This window comes from Myxococcales bacterium, assembly GCA_016712525.1.
In the GTDB taxonomy this organism is placed as follows: Bacteria; Myxococcota_A; Polyangia; order Polyangiales; family Polyangiaceae; genus JAAFHV01.
On sequence record JADJQX010000006.1, the window covers coordinates 923,953 to 944,559 of the forward strand.

Sequence of the window (20,607 nt, forward strand, 5' to 3'; positions counted from 1 at the left end):
GTCTCGCCTCCCGGGTCGTGGTGCCTCGTGCGCACCTCCTGGGAGGCGAATCTTCGCCAATCGTCATCGATGACGATTGCGTTCGTCAACGTTGACGAACCGAATCGTCGAGAAAAATAGGCCTCTCCGAGAAGCCTCACTTCCCAATCGTCAACGTTGACGATGGCGTTCGTCAACGTTGACGAATCTCGTGGAGCGCCGCCGAGGGGGCCGGTTTCGTTGGACGAGGCTGTCGAGGACTGTCTCCTCGCGCGAGCCTGATCCTGCAAAGCGACCGGGTCGACACCAGCCTCGCCCGCACCGACCCGCTGCCAAACAGTCAAGACTCGGTCGGAGGCTCGAGCCAAGGCCTGGGGATTCTTCGCGCCTCTCGAGCGGAAGGCTCGTATTCGGAATGCCCATCGCCCGTGCGGCAACGCGAGGCGAAGGCCGGTCATGCCTTCGGTTATTCCGGCCTCTTCGGGACTTGTTCGCAGGGTGCGTGTGCGGCATCCTGCTTGCGTGCGCCGGAACCTACCACGATCGAGCCACGTTGAAACCATGAGCGCGGCCGGCCGGCTCTCGGTCGAGCGCACAGCAGAGGCCGGCGGTCGCTTGGTGGACGGCCGCGCGCGTCTCTTCCTCAAGGATGGATTCCACCGCTCGGCTTTGGAATCCCACCTCGCCAAGGTCAACGACGTTACGGCGTGGAGCTGGCCACGGGCGGCCGCGGGGCGTGCCGAGCTGGCCCCGGAGGTCGGCCAATGACGAACCAGTTCCTCCCGTCGGCGCCCGCGCCGGGCGAGATCGTTCGCGTTCGCCAGCGCCAGTACCTCGTCGAGGACGTGCAGCCGCCGCCGGAGCCCGGCGAGGCGACTCTCGTGTCGATGTCGTGCCTCGACGACGACGCGCAGGGCGAGGCACTCGAGGTGCTCTGGGAGCACGAGATCGACACCGAGGTCGTCCGCGCTTCGTGGGACCGGCTCGGGCGTCGCAACTTCGATGCGCCGTCGCGGTTCGCGGCGTACCTCCACGCTCTTCGCTGGAACTGCGTGACGGCGACCAACCCGAGGCTCTTTCAGTCGCCCTGGCGTGCGGGCATCGAGGTCATGTCGTACCAGCTCGAGCCGCTCCGCAAGGCCCTCCGGCTGCCCCGCGTGAACCTCTTCATCGCGGACGACGTGGGACTCGGCAAGACCATCGAGGCCGGGCTCGTGCTCCGCGAGATGGTCATGCGCCAGCGCGTGCGTCGCGCGGTCGTCGTGGCTCCGCCTTCGGTCGTGATCCAGTGGAAGGAAGAGCTCGAGCAGCGGTTCGGGCTCACCTTCGTCATCTACGACCGCGACTACGTCGCCCGCTGCCGCCGCGAGCGCGGCTACGCGGTGAACCCGTGGACCACCCACTCGCGCTTCATCCTTTCGCACGCGCTCCTGCGCGACGAGGAGTACGCGGCGCCACTGCGAGACCTGCTCAGCATCGACGAGAACGGCAAGCCGCGCGACGGCGCTGATCCGGGCTCGCTCCTCATTCTCGACGAGGCCCATCATGCGGCGCCCGCGAGCAGCTCCAAGTACGCGATCGACTCGCAGTTCACGCGCGCCGTTCGCGATCTGGCCGAGCGCTTCGAGCACCGCCTCTTCCTCTCTGCGACGCCGCACAACGGCCTCTCCAACTCCTTCTCGGCGCTCCTCGAGATCCTCGATCCCCAGCGCTTCGTACGCGGCACTCCCGTCGAGCCGAAGCTCCGCGACGAGGTGATGGTCCGCCGCCTAAAGATGGACCTTCGCGAGATCTCTGGTGGGTTCCCGAAGCGCATTCCGGTTCCGGTGCCGTTGGATGGGTTGCCGCCGGACGCGCCCGAGCTCGAGCTGGCGAAGCTGCTCGACGAGTACTGGGAGGCGCGCGAGGAGCGGCTCGAGGGGCTGCCCCCGAAGCAGCGCGCCGCGCAGGGCCTAGTCCTAGTCAACCTGCAGAAGCGCCTGTTCTCGTCGATCGAGGCCTTCCATCGGACCCTAAAGGCGCACCGTCGCGCCCTCGAGAGGGCCGCGGCGGAGTCACACGCGCCACCGACCGCCGCCAACCTCGAGCTGCTGCTCACGCAGCCCGACGCCGAGGACGAGCGCTCCGAGCTCGCGGAGGACGAGGTCGAGACTGAAGAGGAGCATGCTGTCGAAGCAGCGACCGCCGCGGGCGGCGGGAAGCCGTCCGCGCGCGAGGTCGATCTCGTCAGCCGCATGGAGCAGCTGGCCGAGCGCTCGCGTCGCCTGCCCGATGCCCGGGTGCGCTGGCTCGTCGACTGGGTGCGTCGAGAGATGTGCCCGAAGCTTCCGGCGCTCGGCGTGCCCTCAGCCTCTGCCCCGGCCGAGTGGCTGCCTCGGCGCGTAGTCATCTTCACCGAGTACGCAGACACCAAGCGCTACCTCGAGCAGCAGCTCAAGGCGGCCATTGGCACCACGGACCAGGGCGACGATCGACTCGCGACCTTCCACGGCGGCATGACCGACGAGCTACGCGAGCAGGTGAAGCGTGCCTTCAACACCGACCCGACGAAGCACCCGCTACGAATCCTCGTCGCGACCGATGCGGCCCGCGAGGGCGTGAACCTGCAGAACCACTGCGCGGACCTGGTTCACATGGATCTGCCGTGGAACCCCTCCCGCCTCGAGCAGCGCAACGGTCGCATCGATCGCAAGCTCCAGCGCGCCGCCGAGGTTCGCTGCCACTACTTCGTCTACGCACAGCGCGAAGCCGACCGGGTCCTCGAGGTGCTCGCCGAGCGCACCAAGGTCATCCACGAGGAGCTGGGGAGCATGCCCCCCGTGCTCGAAGAGCGAATGACGCGCCGGCTGGCGAAGGGCATCGGTCCGCGGGGACGGAAGGAGCTCGCCGAAGCGCTCCGCAAGGACACTGCAGAACCGCAGAACCAGGCCGCCCCCGAGGAGCTCGAGGGGGCGCGCGAGCGCAAGGCGGCTCTGCAGAAGCAGCTCGACGAGCTGCGTAACATCCTCGACCAGTCGCGTCGTTCGCTCGACCTGAACGAAGGGCAGCTCCACGGCGTGCTGTGCGAGTCGCTGGGCATGCTCGGCGCTGACCTTCTGAAGCCCGCGACGGGCCGCACCGATCAGGCCTTCGAGGTCCCGGCACTCGATCGCCGCGCGGGTGCCGACCCTACCTGGGCCGACACGCTCGACACGCTGCGGAGCCCTCGTCCGCGAGGGATGAAGGTCTGGGAGTGGCGCCGCACCGCGCCGATTCGCCCGGTCGTCTTCAAGGACCCCGGACACATCGACGAAGACGTCGTCCATCTGCATCTCGAGCATCGTCTGGTGCAGCGCCTCCTCGGGCGCTTCCTCGCTCAGGGCTTCGTCCTCGACGATCTCGCTCGCGCGTGCGTCGGGCAGACTGACGACGCGGTTCCGCGCGTGCTGCTGCTGGGCAGGCTCTCGCTCTATGGCGACCGTGCGGCGCGCCTCCATGACGAGGTGGTATCCGTGGCTGCACGCTGGACGGATCCGACGGCTCGCAAGGGCGGGCTCAAGCCCTACGCCGAAGACGCGCAGGAGAAGTCCTGGGACTTGCTGCTGGCATCGATCTCCAAGGGCAGTGACCCAGCAGCCGCGCCCGAGGTTCAGAAGAACATCTTGCGCTCGGCATCGTTAGACGTGACAGAGCTGCTCCCGCATCTTCACGCGCGTTGCGAGCTGGTGGCCGGAAAAGCGATCGCCAAGCTCAACGAGCGCGGGCAGCGAGAGGCCCGCGAGATGGTAGAGATCCTCGCGGGGCAGAAGGCGCGCATCGAGCGCGAGCTGGCGAAGGTCGAAGGTCCGCAGCAAGCCTTCGAGTTCAAAGGTTTCAACGACGAGGAGCAACGGCAGCTGCGCGACAACGCGAAGTTCTGGCGGCGCCGTATCGAGGCCATCCCGCGCGAGACGGAGCTCGAGCCAAAGCGCATCCTGCAGAGCTACGCGGTACGGGCGACGCGCATCGAGCCCGTGGGGATCGCCTACCTCTGGCCGGTGACGGGGTGAACCATGGCGACTGACCACGAGCTTCGAGTGCATCGCGACTGGATCGGGCTGCTCCAGCCCGTTGGTCTCGTCGTGTCGCCGCCGGCGCTGCTGGCCGCGCAGGCTTTCCCGGACAAGAACATCCTGAAGGAGCAGCAGACGCTGCTCGCGCTCATCACGCCGCCCGCTCCGAAGGACGGCGAGAAGAAGTCGGAGGAGCGCCCGCCGCTCCCGCTCAGCTTCGAGGCTCTCGCGACGCAGGTGCTCGGCTGGAAGCCGAACAAGCTTGCGGGCAGTCCGAGCGGCCCCGCGCTGCCCGAGTCGATCGAGCTGGTGCTGCCGGAGTTCGGCGAGACGCTCCGCCCCACCTTGGCAGTCCCCGCCGTCAAGGAAGACGACGCGGAGTGGATGATCCTCGTCCAGGAGCTGGTCGACGGCACCTCGTTCGATGAGCCGCCTGCCGAGGAGACGAAGAAGTGGCACGCGAGCCCGCAGATCCGGCTCGAGCGGCTGCTCCGCGAGACCGGCGTGCCGATCGGCATCCTCGCGAACGGGCGGTTCATCCGGCTCGTTTACGCGCCTCGCGGCGAGTCGTCGGGGCACGTCACCTGGCCCGTGCATCGCCTGGTCACCGCGCTCGACCGCGACATGCTCTCGGCGCTCTGCATGCTGCTCGGCTCCGCGCGGCTGTTCGCGCTGCCGCGTGACCAGCGGCTGCCGCACCTCCTCAAGGAGAGCCGCAAGTACCAGAACGTCGTCTCGACGAAGCTCGCGGGGCAGGTGCTCGAGGCCCTGAACGAGCTCTTGCGCGGGTTCCAGTCGGCGAACGAGGCAGCCAAGGGCGGCCTGCTCGACGCGACCGTGCGCGAGGATCCGGACCACCTCTACGGCGGCCTGCTCGCGGTGCTGCTCCGGCTCGTGTTCATCCTCTACGCCGAGGAGCGGGGCCTCCTGTCTTCGTCCGCGGCCTACGTGCGGAACTACTCGCTGGTCGGCCTCTTCGACAAGCTCCGCATCGACGCCGGCCGCTTCCCCGACACGATGGACCAGCGCTACGGCGCCTGGTCGCGCCTGCTCGTGCTCTTCCGCATGGTGCACGACGGCGCTAGGCGCGGTGACCTGCGCCTGCCACCGCGCTACGGGCACCTCTTCGATCCCGACGGCTGGGCCTTTCTCGAGGGCCGACCCCTTCGCATCAACCGCGTGATCGGCGCCCCGGTGGAAGTGCCCAAGGTGCCCGATGGCGTGGTGCTGCGCGTGCTCGAGAAGCTGCTGCTGCTCGACAGCGACCGGCTCTCGTACCGGGCGCTCGACGTGGAGCAGATCGGCTCGGTCTACGAGAACATGATGGGCTTCCGCCTCGAGCGCGCGTTTGAGACCTCCATCGGTGTTGGCAAGCAGCACGTGGTCATCGGGCTCGAGACGCTGCTCGCGAAGAAGAGCGCGGAGCGCGAGAAGCTCCTCAAGGAGACGGCGAGCGTCGAGCTGACGGGCAAGGCCTCCGAGGCGCTGAAGGATGCCGGCACCGTCGAAGATCTCGTCGCCGCGCTGAGCCGGCGTATCTCGCCGCTCACGCCGCGCACGGTGCCGACTGGCGGGCTGTACCTGCAGCCCACCGACGAGCGACGGCGCTCTGGCTCGCACTACACGCCGCGCGAGCTCACCGAGCCGATCGTGCGCACGACGCTGCGGCCGATTCTCGAGGACCTCGGCCCGAACCCGAAGCCCGAGCAGCTCCTCGCGCTCAAGGTCTGCGACCCTGCGATGGGCTCGGGCGCGTTCCTGGTGGAGAGCTGCCGCCAGCTCGCTGAGCAACTGGTGAAGGCCTACGACGTTCACGGACGCCCGACCGACATCCCACCCGACGAGGACGTGCTCCTCTACGCGCAGCGCCAGGTCGCTCAGCACTGCCTCTACGGCGTCGACAAGAACCCGTTCGCGGTCGACCTCGGCAAGCTCTCGCTTTGGCTCGCGACGCTGGCGCGCGACCACGCTTTCACGTTTCTCGACCACTCAATCCGCCACGGCGACTCGCTGGTCGGGCTGACGCGCGAGCAGATCGCGAGCTTCCACTGGGCGCCGGAGAAGCAAATTCCGGTGATCCGCACGTTCGTGGACAAGGCGATCGCCGAGGCGATGGCGCTGCGAGCGAAGATCCCCGACCTCGCCAACTCGGATGACGTACGCGAGAAGCGGCAGCTCCTACGGGACGCGGACGACGCGCTCGCGAAGGTGCGGATGGTGGGCGATGCGGTAGTGGCGAGTTTCTTCTCAGAGGACAAGCCGAAGGGACGGGAAGAAGCGAGACAGCGGTGGGAAACGAAGGCACAGGCCTGGCTATCGGGACGCGACTCGTCCGGCGATGTTGCCGGCTTCGTCGCTGATTTGCGCGCGGGCGAGAAGCCGGTGCCGTGTTTTCACTGGGAGGTCGAGTTTCCCGAGGTGTTTTCGTCGCCGCGCTGCGGATTCCACGGCGTTGTTGGCAACCCTCCGTTCCTCGGTGGTACGCGGATCAGTTCGCATCTCGGCAAGACGTACCTCGACGCTATTGGCTCGCTGTTCCCCGGATGCGGCAACCGGGCCGACTTGGTCGCTTACTTCTTCCGCCGGGGGTTCTCTTTGATTCGGGCGGGCGGGTGTTTGGGACTGCTGGCGACCAACACGATCGCACAGGGCGATACACGCGCAGGGGGACTTCGAGTTCTGCGTCATCACGGGGCTTGGCTCTACGATGTCAGGAAACGAGTCCGGTGGCCGGGCACCGCGGCCGTGGTCGTCAGCGTCATCCACGTGGCGAAGGAACGCCAAATCCCCTCGCCCGTTCTGGATGGAAATGCAGTCCCCCTCATCACGGCCTTCCTCTTCGATCGAGGGTCTGATGACGACCCTGCACCCCTGAGGTCGAATCATGGTCGGGCTTTTTCCGGCATTGATCTGAAGGGCCTCGGATTCACCTTCCAGGATGGCAACGACAAGGCTCACCCGCTATCTGCTGCGCGTACGCTGTTGAGCGTTCATCCCGAATTGGCGGAGCGCATCGTGCCGTTCGTCGGCGGGGAAGAGCTGAACGAGGAATTGAACCCCGGGAGCGAACGACTGGTCGCGTGCCTTTCGGACCTCGAAGAAGAAGATCTCCAAACGGTAGCTGCGCTCGCCAACCTCATCGTGCCCAAAGTCGCATCCCAGCGATCAACGATGAGCGGCGACGTGCGCGACTGGCCCGCATGGAAGTTCTGGAGACCTCGCCCGGAGTTCTTGAGAATTCGGGGGATGTTCCCCCGCTATCTCGCTCGACCGTCGATCAGCAAGCATCACGCGCTGCGGTTCCTTTCGGGGCGAACGCTCCCATCGCACAATGTAACTGTGCTCATGTATGAAGAGTGGGCAGCGTTCGCTGTTCTACAGTCCCGTGTGCACGAAGTCTTTGCATCGTCGCTCTCGTCTTCACTTGAGGACCGGCAGGGATATCGGCCATCCGACTGTTTCGAGACTTTTTCGTTCCCCGAGGACTGGGCGATCATACCGGAGCTCGAGAGCGCTGGTTCGAAGTACGAGGAGTGCCGAAGCCAAGCAATGACAGAGCGTCGCGAAGGTCTGACTGACACATATAATCGCTTCCACGACCCGGACGAATCTGCTCCTACAATCCTCAAGCTTCGGGAGCTGCATGCCGCAATGGACCGGGCCGTCCTCGATGCCTACGGCTGGACCGATATCCAGCCGATCTGCGAGTTCCTCCTCGACTACGAGGAAGAGGACGACGAGGCGGAGTCCTCCGCCGGTCGCCGCAAGAAGAAGCCGTGGCGCTACCGTTGGCCTGATGATGTCCGCGACGAAGTGCTCGCCCGTCTCCTCGAGCTGAACGCCCAGCGCGCGAAGCAAGAAGCCAACAGACCGCCGGCAGTCGCTCAAGCAGCGGAGGCAGCTGACGGCAAGAAGTCTCGTAGTCGCGGGAAGGGCAAGAAGCCGACGCCGGTGGGTCAGGGCGGTTTGTTTGGCGGGGAGAGCGAATAGATGACGACCGTTCTGCAGAAGCTCTCGCTCAATGCGTATCGCGGCGTCACCGGCCTCGTGCTCGAGAACCTCACGCCTGTGAGCCTCGTGGTTGGTGCGAACAACTCGGGCAAGAGCTCGATCCTCGAGGCGGCCGGGCTGCTGCTGCGCCCACCCGATCCCGGGCAGTGGGTCAGCGCTGTTCGCCGACGGGACGCCGATCTCGCGCTGGTGGATGGCATCTGGTCGATGTTCCCTGGTGCTGAGGCGGTCCATCCCGAGGACGGCCCCCAGCAGTCGTCGGCCATCGAGCTCAGCGCCACGCTGGGTGACCGGGAGCGCACCGTGTCCGCCACGGCACAGGCCTCGGAGCTTCCTGGCGCTGCAGAGGGAGCTGAGCTTGCAGTTCGCGTCGACGTCAGCGTCAACGGCGAACCGGCGATTGAGCTCCGCTTCCCCGGCATCAAGCCGGTGGTTCACCAGGTCCCCGTCTACCGTGTGTTCACGGTGACACCGTCCTCGCACTACTCGACGAGCGTGTTCGTCGAGCAGCTTAGCCAAGTGGTAGATGCCGGTCGCAAGCAACTCGCCGTGCAGCTCATGGGGCTGTTCGACGCCGAGGTCGAGGACCTCGACGTGATCAAGTCGCACGGACGCGAAGCGGTTCGCGTGACACACGCGAGTCGTGGCGTCGTCGACCTCTCGTCGTTCGGCGACGGCGTTCGTAGGGCGGCTGCTTTGGCCCTGACGCTCACGCGGGCCTCGCAGGGGGTGCTCCTCATCGACGAGATCGAATCCGGTATCCACCACCGCGTGCTTCGTCCCGTGATCGGCAAGCTGCTGGAAGCGGCGGCTGCCGCCCAGGTTCAGATTCTGGCGACGACGCACAGCCTCGAGGCCGTGGACGCCATCATCGGCTCCATCGAGGACCGCGGCACGCCGGACGCGCTCAGCGCCTTCTGGGTGCAGCGGCAGGACGGCAAGCACGAGGTCCGCCGCTACGACTTCGCGAAGCTCTGCACGCTGCGCGAAGGGGGGCTCGACATCCGATGAGCGCCTTCTTCTACATCGTGACCGAGGGCGTGCACGACGTCGCGTTCCTCGGCCGGCTCTTGTCGGTGGCCCACGGGGCGAGCCGCATCAAGAAGCTCGAGGACCTGGACGACGCGCTGCGCGGCTGGCTCGGCGGCTTCAAGTGGCCCAACAGGAGCGGCGCCCACTACGACATCTCCCGCCTCGCCGTTCCCGCGCCCGCGTTCTACCGGCTGGCCACGAACGAGGTGGTGGCGCTCCGAAATGCCCAGGGGCTCACCGAGATCGGCAAGACGCTCGAGATCGACCTCGAGGCGTTTAGCCGCGCGCAGAACGGACCCGAGGCGATCGGCGTCGTGCTCGACAGCGACGATGAGCCGGCGGAGCAGCGCTTCGCGAAGCTGAAGACCGCGCTCGAAGCTGTGAAGCTTCCGGCGCCGCCCTCGCTCTGCGCGGTGAGTAGCGGCAGCCCCAGGGTGGGCGTCTTCGCGCTCCCCGAGCCCGGGGCCGCGGGCACGCTCGAAGACGTGCTGCTCGCGCTCGGCGACGCCGCCTACCCGGAGCTGGCGGCGGCCGCGCGGGGCTACGCGGACCAGTGGAGGCAGAAGGCAGACGCCGAGCCCGCCACGCTCGACTGGAAAGAGCTGAGGAAGCCTGCCGGCGCTAAGAAGGCGATGATTGGCGCGATGACCGCGGTCCTCAAGCCCGGCAAGTCGACGCAGGTGTCGCTCGAGGACAACCGCTGGGTGAGCGAGCACACGAAGGCGCTTGCGTGCCTGCAGCCGAGCCTCGCCTTTTTGAGCGCGCTGTTCGGCGTGCCGACTATGGGCTCTGAGTACCGCGAAGCACCTTCGGGGGCGAATATATGAGCAATGCAAAATTGCTGGCTGTCACGGTCGAGCGCTTCAAGTCGTTCGAGGCGCGCACCCGGGTTGAACTCGCGCCGCTCACAATCATCTTGGGGCGCAACAACTCGGGCAAGAGCTCGCTGATCCAAAGCCTGCTTCTCCTGAAGCAGACCTTGCGCGACGCGCGATCTGACGTGATGTTCAAGCACGAGGGGGACGTCGAGGCATTCAACCTCCGCGAGCTGACGTTCGGCTGGCCGGCGCAGGCGGATTCCGTGCCCGGCCCCTCAATCGTCGTCGAGTGGGAGTGCGATGTTGCCGTGCGCGCGACATTTGAACAGCCTCGGCCGCCAGATCTAGCCAACCTAGCGAAGCTGTCCGGGGTCCCGTGGCTCGCCAGCCCGCCGGAGCGACGCACGCTCCGCACGACGATGTCCATCGATACCCTCGAGGTCCGCGGCACTACGAAAGTGGGATCGATTCGACTCGAATCGATCGAGGCAGAACGTACGACGACTCTGGCGATCACAGTTGGCGAGAGTGGTTCGTCATGCACCTGGAACGGCCAGAGTGCCTCCAAGATCGATGTTGAGTTCGACCACTTTATTCCGTACCTGCGCGTCGACCGTGGCGAGCTGGGGCCGCGCGATAAGCAGCGCGCCTGGCACAACGCCCACCTCGTTCTATTCGCCCAACCCCTAGAGGATCTGAAGAAGCTCCTGTCGGACATGCAGTACCTGGGCTCCAGCCGCGAGCCTCCGCCAAGTCTGTACAGGGTTAAGGCGGCGCCAAATGAGCTTGGCGTGAGCGGGGAACTTGCGGCCAATCTCCTCCATCGACGCGAGCGCGAGATTGTCCATTTTCTCCCGTTGCTCGACATCTCGGCCGGAGCGTTGAACGTTTCGCGAACGGTCCGCGCTCGCCCGCTTGTTGACGCTGTCAACGACCTTATGAAGGCGCTGTCCGTGCGCGCGAATGTGCGTGTTCAGGAAGTTCAGGAGGTTGGATTCCGGGTGCTGTTCGGCGAAGCGAGCCTCGTGCACGTTGGACGAGGTCTCGGTTATCTCCTCCCACTCGTGGCGATCGGCCTGTTCGCAGACCCGATGCGATTCACTGGAGCCGCTGAGGACCTTCCGTTGAACGAGTATGCCAAGTGCTGCGGCGCCTTCACTCAGGTCGCGCTCGAAGAACCAGAGGCGCACCTCCATCCGAAGGTTGCCAGTCGGCTAGCGCACTGGCTGGTCAGCCTGGCAATGTCGAACCGACGCATGATGGTTGAGACGCACAGTGACCACCTCGTGCGGCGGCTGCGCGGCCTCGCGGCGCGCGCAGGCAAAGGATCCGATCTGGAGCGGTGGTTGCTCGAGAACGTCGTGGTCCTCAGCGTCGAGCAGGACGCGCAGGGTCGCTCGACCGTGACGTCGAGTCGTCTCACCGCTGAAGGTGGCGTGGGGGAGGTGTGGCCCGCCGACTTCATGGATGAGGCGACTGACGAAGAGAGTGCCATCTACTATGCGAAGCTCGACAAGACGAAAGACGACGCCACCACCGGGAACGTGAACTGGAACGACAGCGACGAGCCCGAGAGGGACGAAACGCCATGATCGGCCTCCTCGACCCTGCGCTGTTCCTCGCCCGCGCCGAAGCCGAGGTGGTGAGCGACCTCGAGGTCGTTCTGCGCGCATGTCGCGAGCACAACGTCGAGCTAACGCCGCTCCGCGAGTATTGGCCCGCGCTCTGGAACGAACTCGGGAGCACGCTCGAGAGGCAACTTTCGCCGCAGGCGAAGCGGACGCTACAAGCGGTACGCAGCGCCGCCCCGCCGTCCGACGCGCACATCGCCTCGCTGTCGGCAAACGCGGGCGTCGCATGGCGTCGAGGATTCACCGTGCTGTTTGGCGGCCCCCACCTCCAGCCGCCGTGGACCGACAGAATGGCCCTCGCCGTGATTCGAGCTGCTTCGAACGGCCAGCAGGCGGTCATGTTCTGCCGCCGAGTGAACGGGCGCAACCTCGTCATTCACGCCGCTGGGAACTCCACGCTGCACGAGAACACGCGCTGGGTCCTCCACGTTCAGCCGAGCGGTGTCGGCCCGCGACAGGTGCTGTGCGTTCATCACCCACGCAACCTTCGTGAACGTTGGACGTCGCGTTTCGACTGGCGCCTGCCGACCACGTCTGACGGAGCGCGTTATCCCTTCTGCGTGCCGAACCAATGGTGGAAGGGCTCGACGACCGCGTTCCGCACCGTCTCTTCGAAGCCAGCCTGGATCGATGCGCACGGCAACGGATGGGCGCGCCCGAACATCAACGGCGGGGCTGGGTACCACTGGGACGTCTTCATTCAGGACACAGCGGCGCAACAGGCGATCGGTGTGAACCAGATCAACGTTGTCGAGTTTGGCGCTCCGTCGCCGGAAGGCCGACCCGGGCACCTGCACCATGTGCCGTCGGCGAAGCAGGCGGCCGTGATGGATGCGGGGTGGTCATGCTGAGGGCCTGCCGGACCATGGATCTTATTCAACCGAAAGAGGGATCGCAGCTATGACGACCTCCGCAGAGATCCGGCAGAGGCTCATCGAGACCCTCCAGCTCGACTTGGTTGGGCCCGGCCCTGGCCACGCGCTCGAGGCGGAGCGCCTGTGGGAGAGCGAGCCTCCGTCTCGCTGGTACCTCACGGGCTTCCTCGTTCCCACCCAGGCCCCCGAGTCGCAGCGGCACGACCCCGAATCCGAGGAGGTCCTCGACGCGGTCGTGGGCTCCGACGAAGGCACGGGTGACGACGACGTGGAGCCCGACAAGGCCCCTGCGCGCAAGGTCTTCCTGCCATCGTCGCTCGGCATCAGCGTGCTCGTGCCGAAGGGGGTGAAGACGCTCTCGGCCGAGGTGTTATGGGGGGACTACACGAAGGTCTCGACGGAGGATCCCGAGCACCCCGACCGCAAAGCGTGGCAGCGCACGCAGCGCAGGCACACCGTAGACGTCTCGCTTCCGCCGAAAGGGCTCGGTCGCACCGAGCTGCCCGATAGCCGCGGCGTGTGCCTCTACGCTGCCGCGCGCGATGTCAGCAACCTCGGCCCCAAAGGAAACGAGCTGCCCGCGGGCACGCGGGCTGTCTCGGTCTTCGTCGTGAACGAGCGCGACCCCGAGGGCGAAGAGCGCGTCGACGAGGGGCACCTCTTCCAGGCCCAGCTGATCCTGAAGCTGAAGGAAGGCTTCGTCGCGCGACCCAACCTTCGCGGTCTGGTCGATGACGACGCTGACGAGCGCATCGCCGATGTTCAGTACCGCGACGCCTTCGAGTTTTCCGTGGGCCACGGCGTCTCGACCGACGTGATCGTCGAAGGTGACGCGTGCTACGAGGTTCGCAGCACGTGGATTCCGGTCGCGGCCGTCGAGAAGGTCGACCCCACCAGCATCGCCGGCGTGGAGCTCTCGATGGAGAAGCTCGCGGCCGTGAAGACGGCCGCGGAGGCAAAGGCCGCGCTCGGCGCGTTCAGCACGGAGTACGGCGCCTGGATCGCCAAGCAGCGCGCGGCTGCGCCGACCCAGCCGCGGCGCGCCGAGGTCGCGAAGGACCTCCTCGATCGCTGCGAGCTGGCGCGGCAGCGCATCGCCCAGGGGCTCGTCGAGCTCGAGGACCCGCTCGTGCTCGAGGCCTTCCAGATCGCCAACCGCACGATGGCGTCGGCGGCGCGGCAGCGAACAGCGCAGCTCAAGGGATGGCGACCCGACCAGGTAAGTGCTCCGACGTGGCGCCCGTTCCAGCTCGCCTTCGTGCTCATGAACCTTCGCGGCATCGCGAAGCCCACCGACCCGGAGCGTGAGGTCCTCGACCTCCTGTTCTTCCCCACGGGCGGCGGCAAGACGGAGGCCTACCTCGGCCTCGCCGCGTTCTCGCTCGCGCTCCGCAGGCTGCGCGATCCGAGCGTGACCTCGTCGGGCGTCAGCGTCCTGATGCGCTACACGCTGCGCCTGCTGACGCTGGACCAGCTCGGCCGCGCGGCCACGCTCATCTGCGCCCTTGAGCTCGAGCGCCAGAAGGACGTCGAGAAGCTCGGCAAGTGGCCCTTCGAGATCGGCCTCTGGGTCGGTCGCAAGGCGACCCCGAACCGCATGGGCAAGAAGGGCGACAACGACCGCACGTCGGCGCGCGCGCGGACGATCGCGTTCCAGAACGACAGCAAGTACAAACCCGCGCCGATCCCCATCGAGAACTGCCCGTGGTGTGGCACCAAGTTCGAGGCCACCTCGTTCCGCCTCACTCCCACGACGGATCAGCCGACCGATCTGCGCATCACTTGCGCGAACGAGGACTGCGCGTTCACCCGCGACAACCCGCTCCCGATCGTCGCGGTGGACGAGCCGCTCTACCGACGCCTGCCGTGCTTCATCATCGCCACGGTCGACAAGCTCGCGTCGCTGCCGTGGCTCTCGACCCCGGGCAAGCTCTTCGGAAAGGTCGAGCGGTACGACGGCGGCGGCTTCTATGGGGCGGGCGACGGTGCGGGCGGCAGCAAGCTGCCGCGGCCGTTCTTGCCGCCGGACCTCATCATCCAGGACGAGCTGCACCTCATCAGCGGCCCCCTCGGCACGATGGTCGGCCTCTACGAGACCGCCGTCGAGACCCTCTGTCGCCGTGAGGTCGCTGGCAAGACCGTGCTCCCGAAGATCGTGGCATCCACCGCGACCGTGCGGCGCGCGGAGGCCCAGGTGCGCGCGCTCTTCAACCGCTCGCAGGTGGACGTGTTCCCGCCACCGGGGCCCGATCGGCGCGATTCATTCTTCGCGCACACCGTAAGCGCCACCGAGAAGCACCCTCGACTCTACGTCGGCGTGGCAGCCCAGGGGCGCAGCTTGAAGGTCGTGCTGCTGCGCACCTACCTCGCGATGCTATCGGCCGGGAAGAAGCAGTACGACGCCGCCGGTGGCGCCGCCAACGCAACGAACCCTGCCGACCCGTACATGACACTTCTCGGGTACTTCAACGCCCTGCGCGAGCTAGGTGGAAGCCGCCGCATCGTCGAGGACGAGGTGAGAAGCCGGCTCCAGGGCTACTTCCGCCATCGAAGGGTGGCAGAGGCCGATTGCCCGTTCGTGGATCGCACGATCCAGTTCGACGCGATCGAGCTCACGTCGCGCGAGCCGACCAACCGCGTCGCACAGGCGAAGCGTCGCCTCGCGCTCCCGTTTGCGGAGGACGGCCGGGTCGACGTCGCGCTCGCGACGAATATGATCTCCGTCGGTCTCGACATCACGCGCCTTGGCCTGATGGTGGTGCTCGGTCAGCCGAAGACCTCGTCCGAGTACATCCAGGCCACGAGCCGCGTCGGCCGCGACGAGGAGCGCCCAGGTCTGGTCATCACCCTGCTCAACGTGCACAAGGCCCGCGACCGCTCGCACTACGAGCGGTTCGAGGCCTACCACGAGACCTTCTATCGGGCCGTCGAGGCGACGAGCGTGACGCCGTTCGCCCCACGCGCTGTCGACCGCGGGCTCGCCGCCGTAGTGGTCTCTCTGGCCCGCCACGGCGAAGCGGCGCTCACCCCTGCGGCCCGCGCGGTGGACCTAGCGATGCATCGTGCTCGCCTCGGGTGGCTCAAGACCACGGTGCGGGCGCGAGCCGAGAACCACACGAAGGATCTCGATCCCGCGGAGCGACAGGAGCTGGGCGGGAAGATGGATGCGCGCGTCGACGACTTGCTCGACGCTTGGGAGCAAATCGCCGCGGAGAAGGCCGCGGTCCAGGCGGGCCTCCAGTACGGGCCCTTCGAGGCAAAGCCTCGGCCACCGCTGCTTCACGACCCGCTCGACGCGGACCTGAAGAAGGAGCCGCCACACTCCAACCTCCGCAAGTTCAAGGCGCAGTGGTCACTACGCGACGTAGAGGCAGAGGTGCCCGTCATCGTGCGACGCCTCGACGGCGGCACCCCGGAGGCGACGTGAGCATCGTCAAGATCCGTCAGAGCCAGATCGTCTCCACGTATGGGCCGGGCGCGCTCGTCGATCTCCCGGACTACGCGGTGCTCGTCGCGGGCCTCGAGCACTGGTCGGGCGATGCGCAGCTCGTCCCTGAGCCCCGACTGCTGGCGAACCTCCGCCGCCGGCTCGGCCTGCCCTTCCTCGAGCTGCGCTCGCCGCCGGTACCGGAACGCGAGGACGAGCTCGGTATCGGCGTGGTCGCCTGGCAGTTCCCCGAGTGGTTCGTCGCGCAGTTCGAGGTGAGCAGCAAGGAGTACGGTCGGTCTCGACCGCTCGTGCACCGCAAGGCGCTCGTGAAGGGGCGTTACGTCGGCGACGACCCGGCCGGCAAGCGGAAGCGCAAAGACTGGCCCGTCGTGCCCGTTCGCTTCGTGCAGGCCTGCCCCAACGGTCACGTGAGCGACATCGACTGGCCGCGGCTCGTCCATGGCATCGGCGTTGCGTGCGGCGGGCAGCTCTGGCTCGACGAGCGCGGTACGACTGGCGACCTCGCTGAGCTGTTTGTTCGATGTGATGGGTGCACAAGCGAGCCGATGTCGCTCGTGCGCCTGCAGGCCACCTCCGAGGAGCGCTCGGTGCTCGGCGAGTGCCGCGGCGATCGCCCGTGGCTCGGGCCGATCGCGAGGGAGACCTGCGTTGGCCCTAACGACAAGCCCCACCGCAACAAGCTTCTCATCCGCCACGCGAGCAACGCGTACTTCCCGGTGGTCGAACGCGCGATCTCGATCCCAGACCACGACGAGCGCCTGCGAAAGGCCGTCGATTCGGTATGGGACGACTTCCTCTCGGTCGCCGAGAGCGCGGCGGACATCAAGCGCGAGCGCAAGAAGCAGCGCGTGCAGCTCGCACTCGAAGGGCTGACGGATGCCGAGGTCTGGACCGAGTGCGAGCGTCGTCAAGGTGGAGCTACGGAGACCCAAAAGGGCCTGAAGGACGTGGAGCTCGACACGTTCCTCTCCGTTCCCGACGAGCTCGGAGACGACAAGCCCGAGGGCGACTTCTACGCGCGACGCCTGCCGCTCGATGTCAAGCGCAGGGGCGCCATCGGGTCAGTCGAGCGCGTGGTGCTCGCCCATCGACTCCGCGAAGTTGTCAGCGAGATCGGCTTCACGCGCTTCGAGTCCCCAGCGCTTCCCGTGGACTCGGAGGTTGACCTCGGCGTGCGCCTTGCCGCGCTCGCCCTCGAGACCCGCTGGCTGCCGGCCGTCGAGAATCGCGGCGAGGGTGTTTTCCTCGCGCTCGATGCCGCGCAGGTAAAGGCGTGGACGAATCGCCCCGCGGTGAAGCAGCGAGCGCTGGAGTTCCATGCCGGGGTGCAGAGCACGTCGAAGAGCCCGATCCCTCTCGAGCGCGTCGAGGAGATCTACATGCCGTACATCATGCTGCACTCGCTCTCGCACCTGCTGCTCACGGCCATCGCCCTCGAATGCGGGTACGCGGCGGCAAGCATCCGCGAGCGAATCTACGTGCGCGACGGCGCCTATGGTTTGCTGCTCTACACTGGCACGCCCGACGCGGAGGGGACGCTCGGCGGCCTTGTGCAGGTTGGCCGGAGAATCGCGCGCCATCTCGACGCCGCGCTCGAGCTCGGACGTCTTTGCAGCAACGACCCGGTCTGCGCGCAGCACAAGCCGAACCAACTTCACGAAGGGCGCACCATGCACGGGGCCGCCTGCCACGGATGCCTGCTGATCGCAGAGCCCTCGTGCGAGCGGCGCAACGAACTGCTCGATCGTTCGCTGGTCGTTCCGACGGTCGACCTCGCGGACGCCGCGTTCTTCGCGGGGGGCCAGTGATTGAATCGCTCCCGATGCTGTCTGCGACGGCGCTCGGGGCGCTCGCTGGTGCCGTGGAGCGCGGCGCCCTCGTGGCTCCGTTTGGAGCCATGCAGGTCGGGCGTCATGTCGCGAAGGGCGAGCAGGCCGACGCGCTGAGCCTGATTGCGGCGCTGCACGCTGCCGGCCTCGAGGCTGGCGGGCTCGTCGCTGCGCTCCGCCTGGCGGAGGCGGCGCGGAGGACGGCCGAGGTGAAGCCGCAGCCATCGCTCGTCTGGTCCGATCTCGACATCGCGGGCTCGCGCGATACGGCCGTCGTCTGCAACGAGCTCTTTCGCGGGGCGCGTGAGTCGGTGCTCGTCTCGACCTTCAACCTCGGCCACAAGGCGAAGGAGGGCGAGGCCAAGGGGAACCCGGTGCTGCTCCCCCTCGCGAAGCGCATGGCCGAAGTCAGCTCGTTGACGGTGCGGATGTTCGTGAACCTCCGTCGGCTCGAGTACATGGCGCAAGCCTCCGAGCGCGATGTCGAGGGCGCCTTCGTCGGATGGTTTCGCAGGGAGATCTGGCCCTGGGAGCCAGTGCCCGAGGTCTACTACGACCCGCGCTCGCTCCAGGCGGTGGGTGAGGAGAGCGCGTGCCTCCATGCCAAGTGCGTCGTCGTGGACGACGCGCGCGCGTTTGTCACCTCCGCCAACCTGACTGAGGCCGCCCAGGGCCGAAACATCGAGGCCGGCGTGCTGCTCGAGGACGCGGTCTTTTCGCGGGCGCTGCGGACGCAGTTCGAGAGCTTGATCGACCGGGGGTACGTGCGAAGGCTGAGTCTCGACGTCGGGTGAGTTCGCGCACCCCCGTACATCCTTCCGCACCCCGAATCTTCCCCAATCGTCAACGTTGACGATTGCGTTCGTCAACGTTGACGAAGCAAATCCTTGGGAAAAATAGGCCTCTCCGCGAGGCCTCATTTCCCAATCGTCAACGTTGACGATTGCGTTCGTCAACGTTGACGAATCTCTGGAAGGCTCCGCGGGGGCCGTCGTACGCTTCGCGCATGACGACCAAGAAGGGGGGGCGTCCGCTCCCGAAGGCGCTCGCGGTGCGAGCCAAACAGGCGGCCGATCTCAAGGTGGCGAAGGCCCTCGCGGCCGCCAAGAAAGACATCGCGCTCATCGCGCAGAGGCGGGCGCAGATCGTCGAGTCGTTCTATGACATCGGCGAGGCGCTCGTTCGGCTCAAGAACAAAGACGTGATCGCGGCGCTCGGGCGGCGGTCGTTCGCCGAGGTGTGCGAGAAGGACGTGGGCATGAGCACGGCGCAGGCCGACCGCCTCGTCGACATCGTGACGCGCATGACCCGCGAGGAGGCGATGAGCGTCGGCTCGAGCAAGGCGGCGGCGCTCGTGGGGCTCGCGAACGCCACCCCCGAGGACGACAGCCCGGGGGATCTCTTGCGGCGCCGGAAGGCCCTGGTGCTTCCGAGCGGAAAGAAGATCGTGCCCAAGGCCGCGAGCGCACGCGCCCTCGCCGAGGCGAGCGCCGAGATCCGCGCCGCGGGCCCCGCGAAGGGCAAACGTGGGAGCCGCGTCGGAGAGGCCGAGCGCGACGTGGCCGAGGCGCTCACGAAGGCGCTCACGAAGCACGGCGTCAAGGTCGTCGCTTCCGCGGGCAGGCCCGGGAAGCCCTCGACGCTGCGCATCGAAGGGGTGACCCTCGAGAGCCTCGCCGCGCTCGCCGCGGCGTGCGCGAAGGCCGCGAAGTAAGCGAAGGGGTAGGGGTGTCCGCGGCGCGAGGCGCGCGCTCAGGCGCAATGCCGCGCCCCTTCGATCATCGGCTGGGTACCCAGCGGACCTGCATCGAGGCGCGGGGCACGCGGGGAATGGCTTGTCCCGCGAAGGCGAAAGCCGCAAACGAGAGCTTGGCTGCCAAGATCATCCCGTCGAGGCCGAACGTCCCGGGCTCCGCTGGCTCGTCGCCGAGTCGCGCGCGGACGAGCGTCATCCGTGCCCGCCGTGCCTCTGCGCGAAGGAGACGTTGCTGCTCGTCGTCATCGCTCATCCCCTCGATGATACCACGCCCGCGGTCATCGATCGGCGCAGCTCACGAGCCCCGTCCCAGGTGGCTGCCGTTCCCTACGCCCTAGGTCGAGGTCGCCGCGACGTTCGGGCTGTCGGCGAGCTTCGTCATCGAGGCGGGGTGAAGGCCGATCGCGAGCGGGACGAGCAGCGCGAGGATGAGCACCAGGGCGAGCACCGCCACGTGGTCGTCGAGGCTCATTCGGGCAGGCTCGCACGGCACCTGCCGGACGGTGCGTCGTACGCGCATCCGACACACGGCGGCACCGCGGCCGTCTTGGGCCGGGGCGCAACACTTGGAGGTGGGGCCCAGCGGGCTCTGCCCGTGGGGCGGAGAGGTGGGGCCTTTAGGCTCGGTCAGTTGCGGGGCTTCTTGAAGTTGCCGTTGTCGTCGAACGCGTTCTCGTAGTGCTCGGTCCGGCACTCGGCGAGGCTCGGGCCCTTGTGACGACGGAGCACGGCCCGCACCTCGTTGGCCGCCTGATCGTCGTCGAACGGAAGCGCGTTCGCGGGGAGCTCGATCACGATGTGACGGTCGTCGACGGTGAGCACCTTGTACTCGTGGCTCGTCAGGCGGGCCCGGAGCTCCGGGGCCAGGCTCCCGAGCGACGGGGCGTCGGGGGAGGTCCGGTTGGCGTCGACGCAGTACTCGAGCCGGCGCGGACCGCTCGCCGCGGCGGAGTGGGTCGTCGTCGGTGCCGGTGGTGAGGGCCTCACGGACTCGAGCAGGCCGCAGTGGACGCAGGCGACGGCGGCGACCATGCCGAGGACGAGGGTCGAGGTGTGTGCGCGCATGAGGATCTCCTGGGGTCGAGCGAGGCGCCATCCAGGGAGAATCCCAGGGCCACACTGCTCGAGTCCCCACGGAGCACCGGTCGTGCCACGCCGAGGACGCTCGCGGGCCGGCGAAACATGGCGAATCGC

At 67.3% G+C, this 20,607-nt stretch carries 14 protein-coding genes; 11 read left to right on the plus strand and 3 right to left on the minus strand.

Annotation, left to right across the window (positions count from 1 at the left end; genetic code table 11):
• The first annotated feature begins 540 nt into the window (after positions 1 to 540).
• The 11 genes from IPK71_15875 to IPK71_15925 all read left to right on the plus strand — a co-directional run bounded on the left by IPK71_15875 (position 541) and on the right by IPK71_15925 (position 19,371).
• Positions 541 to 747: a hypothetical protein gene (locus IPK71_15875; protein ID MBK8215217.1), complete on the plus strand. Its 207-nt coding sequence runs from the start codon at positions 541 to 543 to the stop codon at positions 745 to 747.
• Positions 744 to 4,007: a DEAD/DEAH box helicase gene (locus IPK71_15880; protein MBK8215218.1), complete on the plus strand. Its 3,264-nt coding sequence runs from the start codon at positions 744 to 746 to the stop codon at positions 4,005 to 4,007. The genes IPK71_15875 and IPK71_15880 overlap by 4 nt, the downstream gene beginning before the upstream one ends.
• 3 nt (positions 4,008 to 4,010) lie before the next feature.
• Positions 4,011 to 8,000, plus strand: a complete 3,990-nt coding sequence (locus tag IPK71_15885) for an N-6 DNA methylase (GenBank protein MBK8215219.1) — start codon at positions 4,011 to 4,013, stop codon at positions 7,998 to 8,000.
• Positions 8,001 to 9,032, plus strand: a complete 1,032-nt coding sequence (locus IPK71_15890; protein MBK8215220.1) for an AAA family ATPase — start codon at positions 8,001 to 8,003, stop codon at positions 9,030 to 9,032.
• Positions 9,033 to 9,049: 17 nt separating this feature from the next.
• Positions 9,050 to 9,880 carry a hypothetical protein gene (locus IPK71_15895; protein MBK8215221.1) on the plus strand — a complete coding sequence of 277 codons (831 nt, stop codon included), beginning with the start codon at positions 9,050 to 9,052 and terminating at the stop codon, positions 9,878 to 9,880.
• A complete protein-coding gene (locus IPK71_15900; GenBank protein ID MBK8215222.1) occupies positions 9,877 to 11,463 on the plus strand; it encodes an AAA family ATPase in 1,587 nt (528 codons plus the stop codon). The genes IPK71_15895 and IPK71_15900 overlap by 4 nt, the downstream gene beginning before the upstream one ends.
• Entirely contained in the window at positions 11,460 to 12,353 is an 894-nt protein-coding gene (locus tag IPK71_15905; protein ID MBK8215223.1) for a hypothetical protein, read from the plus strand. The genes IPK71_15900 and IPK71_15905 overlap by 4 nt, the downstream gene beginning before the upstream one ends.
• A 49-nt stretch (positions 12,354 to 12,402) precedes the next feature.
• Positions 12,403 to 15,804: a helicase gene (locus IPK71_15910; GenBank protein ID MBK8215224.1), complete on the plus strand. Its 3,402-nt coding sequence runs from the start codon at positions 12,403 to 12,405 to the stop codon at positions 15,802 to 15,804.
• Positions 15,801 to 17,636, plus strand: coding sequence for a DUF1998 domain-containing protein (locus IPK71_15915; protein MBK8215225.1), 1,836 nt, complete (start codon positions 15,801 to 15,803; stop codon positions 17,634 to 17,636). Before IPK71_15910 ends, IPK71_15915 begins: the two co-directional genes overlap by 4 nt.
• Positions 17,637 to 17,650: 14 nt before the next feature.
• Entirely contained in the window at positions 17,651 to 18,451 is an 801-nt protein-coding gene (locus IPK71_15920; protein MBK8215226.1) for a phospholipase, read from the plus strand.
• A 212-nt stretch (positions 18,452 to 18,663) separates the two neighbouring features.
• A complete protein-coding gene (locus IPK71_15925; GenBank protein ID MBK8215227.1) occupies positions 18,664 to 19,371 on the plus strand; it encodes a hypothetical protein in 708 nt (235 codons plus the stop codon).
• A 64-nt stretch (positions 19,372 to 19,435) separates the two neighbouring features.
• Here IPK71_15925 and IPK71_15930 read toward each other — a convergent pair whose 3' ends face one another.
• The 3 genes from IPK71_15930 to IPK71_15940 all read right to left on the minus strand — a co-directional run bounded on the left by IPK71_15930 (position 19,436) and on the right by IPK71_15940 (position 20,478).
• Positions 19,436 to 19,666: a hypothetical protein gene (locus IPK71_15930; GenBank protein ID MBK8215228.1), complete on the minus strand. Its 231-nt coding sequence runs from the start codon at positions 19,664 to 19,666 to the stop codon at positions 19,436 to 19,438.
• 81 nt (positions 19,667 to 19,747) lie between these two features.
• Entirely contained in the window at positions 19,748 to 19,885 is a 138-nt protein-coding gene (locus tag IPK71_15935; GenBank protein MBK8215229.1) for a hypothetical protein, read from the minus strand.
• Positions 19,886 to 20,040: 155 nt separating this feature from the next.
• Positions 20,041 to 20,478, minus strand: coding sequence for a hypothetical protein (locus tag IPK71_15940; GenBank protein MBK8215230.1), 438 nt, complete (start codon positions 20,476 to 20,478; stop codon positions 20,041 to 20,043).
• Positions 20,479 to 20,607 lie beyond the last annotated feature (129 nt).

What these genes read in the sequence shown, in the direction of transcription:
- IPK71_15875 (MBK8215217.1), top strand. Translation starts at nt 541, where the DNA reads ATGAGCGCGGCCGGCCGGCTCTCGGTCGAGCGCACAGCAGAGGCCGGC.
- IPK71_15880 (MBK8215218.1), top strand. Translation starts at nt 744, where the DNA reads ATGACGAACCAGTTCCTCCCGTCGGCGCCCGCGCCGGGCGAGATCGTT.
- IPK71_15885 (MBK8215219.1), top strand. Translation starts at nt 4,011, where the DNA reads ATGGCGACTGACCACGAGCTTCGAGTGCATCGCGACTGGATCGGGCTG.
- IPK71_15890 (MBK8215220.1), top strand. Translation starts at nt 8,001, where the DNA reads ATGACGACCGTTCTGCAGAAGCTCTCGCTCAATGCGTATCGCGGCGTC.
- IPK71_15900 (MBK8215222.1), top strand. Translation starts at nt 9,877, where the DNA reads ATGAGCAATGCAAAATTGCTGGCTGTCACGGTCGAGCGCTTCAAGTCG.
- IPK71_15905 (MBK8215223.1), top strand. Translation starts at nt 11,460, where the DNA reads ATGATCGGCCTCCTCGACCCTGCGCTGTTCCTCGCCCGCGCCGAAGCC.
- IPK71_15910 (MBK8215224.1), top strand. Translation starts at nt 12,403, where the DNA reads ATGACGACCTCCGCAGAGATCCGGCAGAGGCTCATCGAGACCCTCCAG.
- IPK71_15920 (MBK8215226.1), top strand. Translation starts at nt 17,651, where the DNA reads ATGCTGTCTGCGACGGCGCTCGGGGCGCTCGCTGGTGCCGTGGAGCGC.
- IPK71_15925 (MBK8215227.1), top strand. Translation starts at nt 18,664, where the DNA reads ATGACGACCAAGAAGGGGGGGCGTCCGCTCCCGAAGGCGCTCGCGGTG.
- IPK71_15930 (MBK8215228.1), bottom strand. Translation starts at nt 19,666, where the DNA reads ATGAGCGATGACGACGAGCAGCAACGTCTCCTTCGCGCAGAGGCACGG.
- IPK71_15935 (MBK8215229.1), bottom strand. Translation starts at nt 19,885, where the DNA reads ATGAGCCTCGACGACCACGTGGCGGTGCTCGCCCTGGTGCTCATCCTC.
- IPK71_15940 (MBK8215230.1), bottom strand. Translation starts at nt 20,478, where the DNA reads ATGCGCGCACACACCTCGACCCTCGTCCTCGGCATGGTCGCCGCCGTC.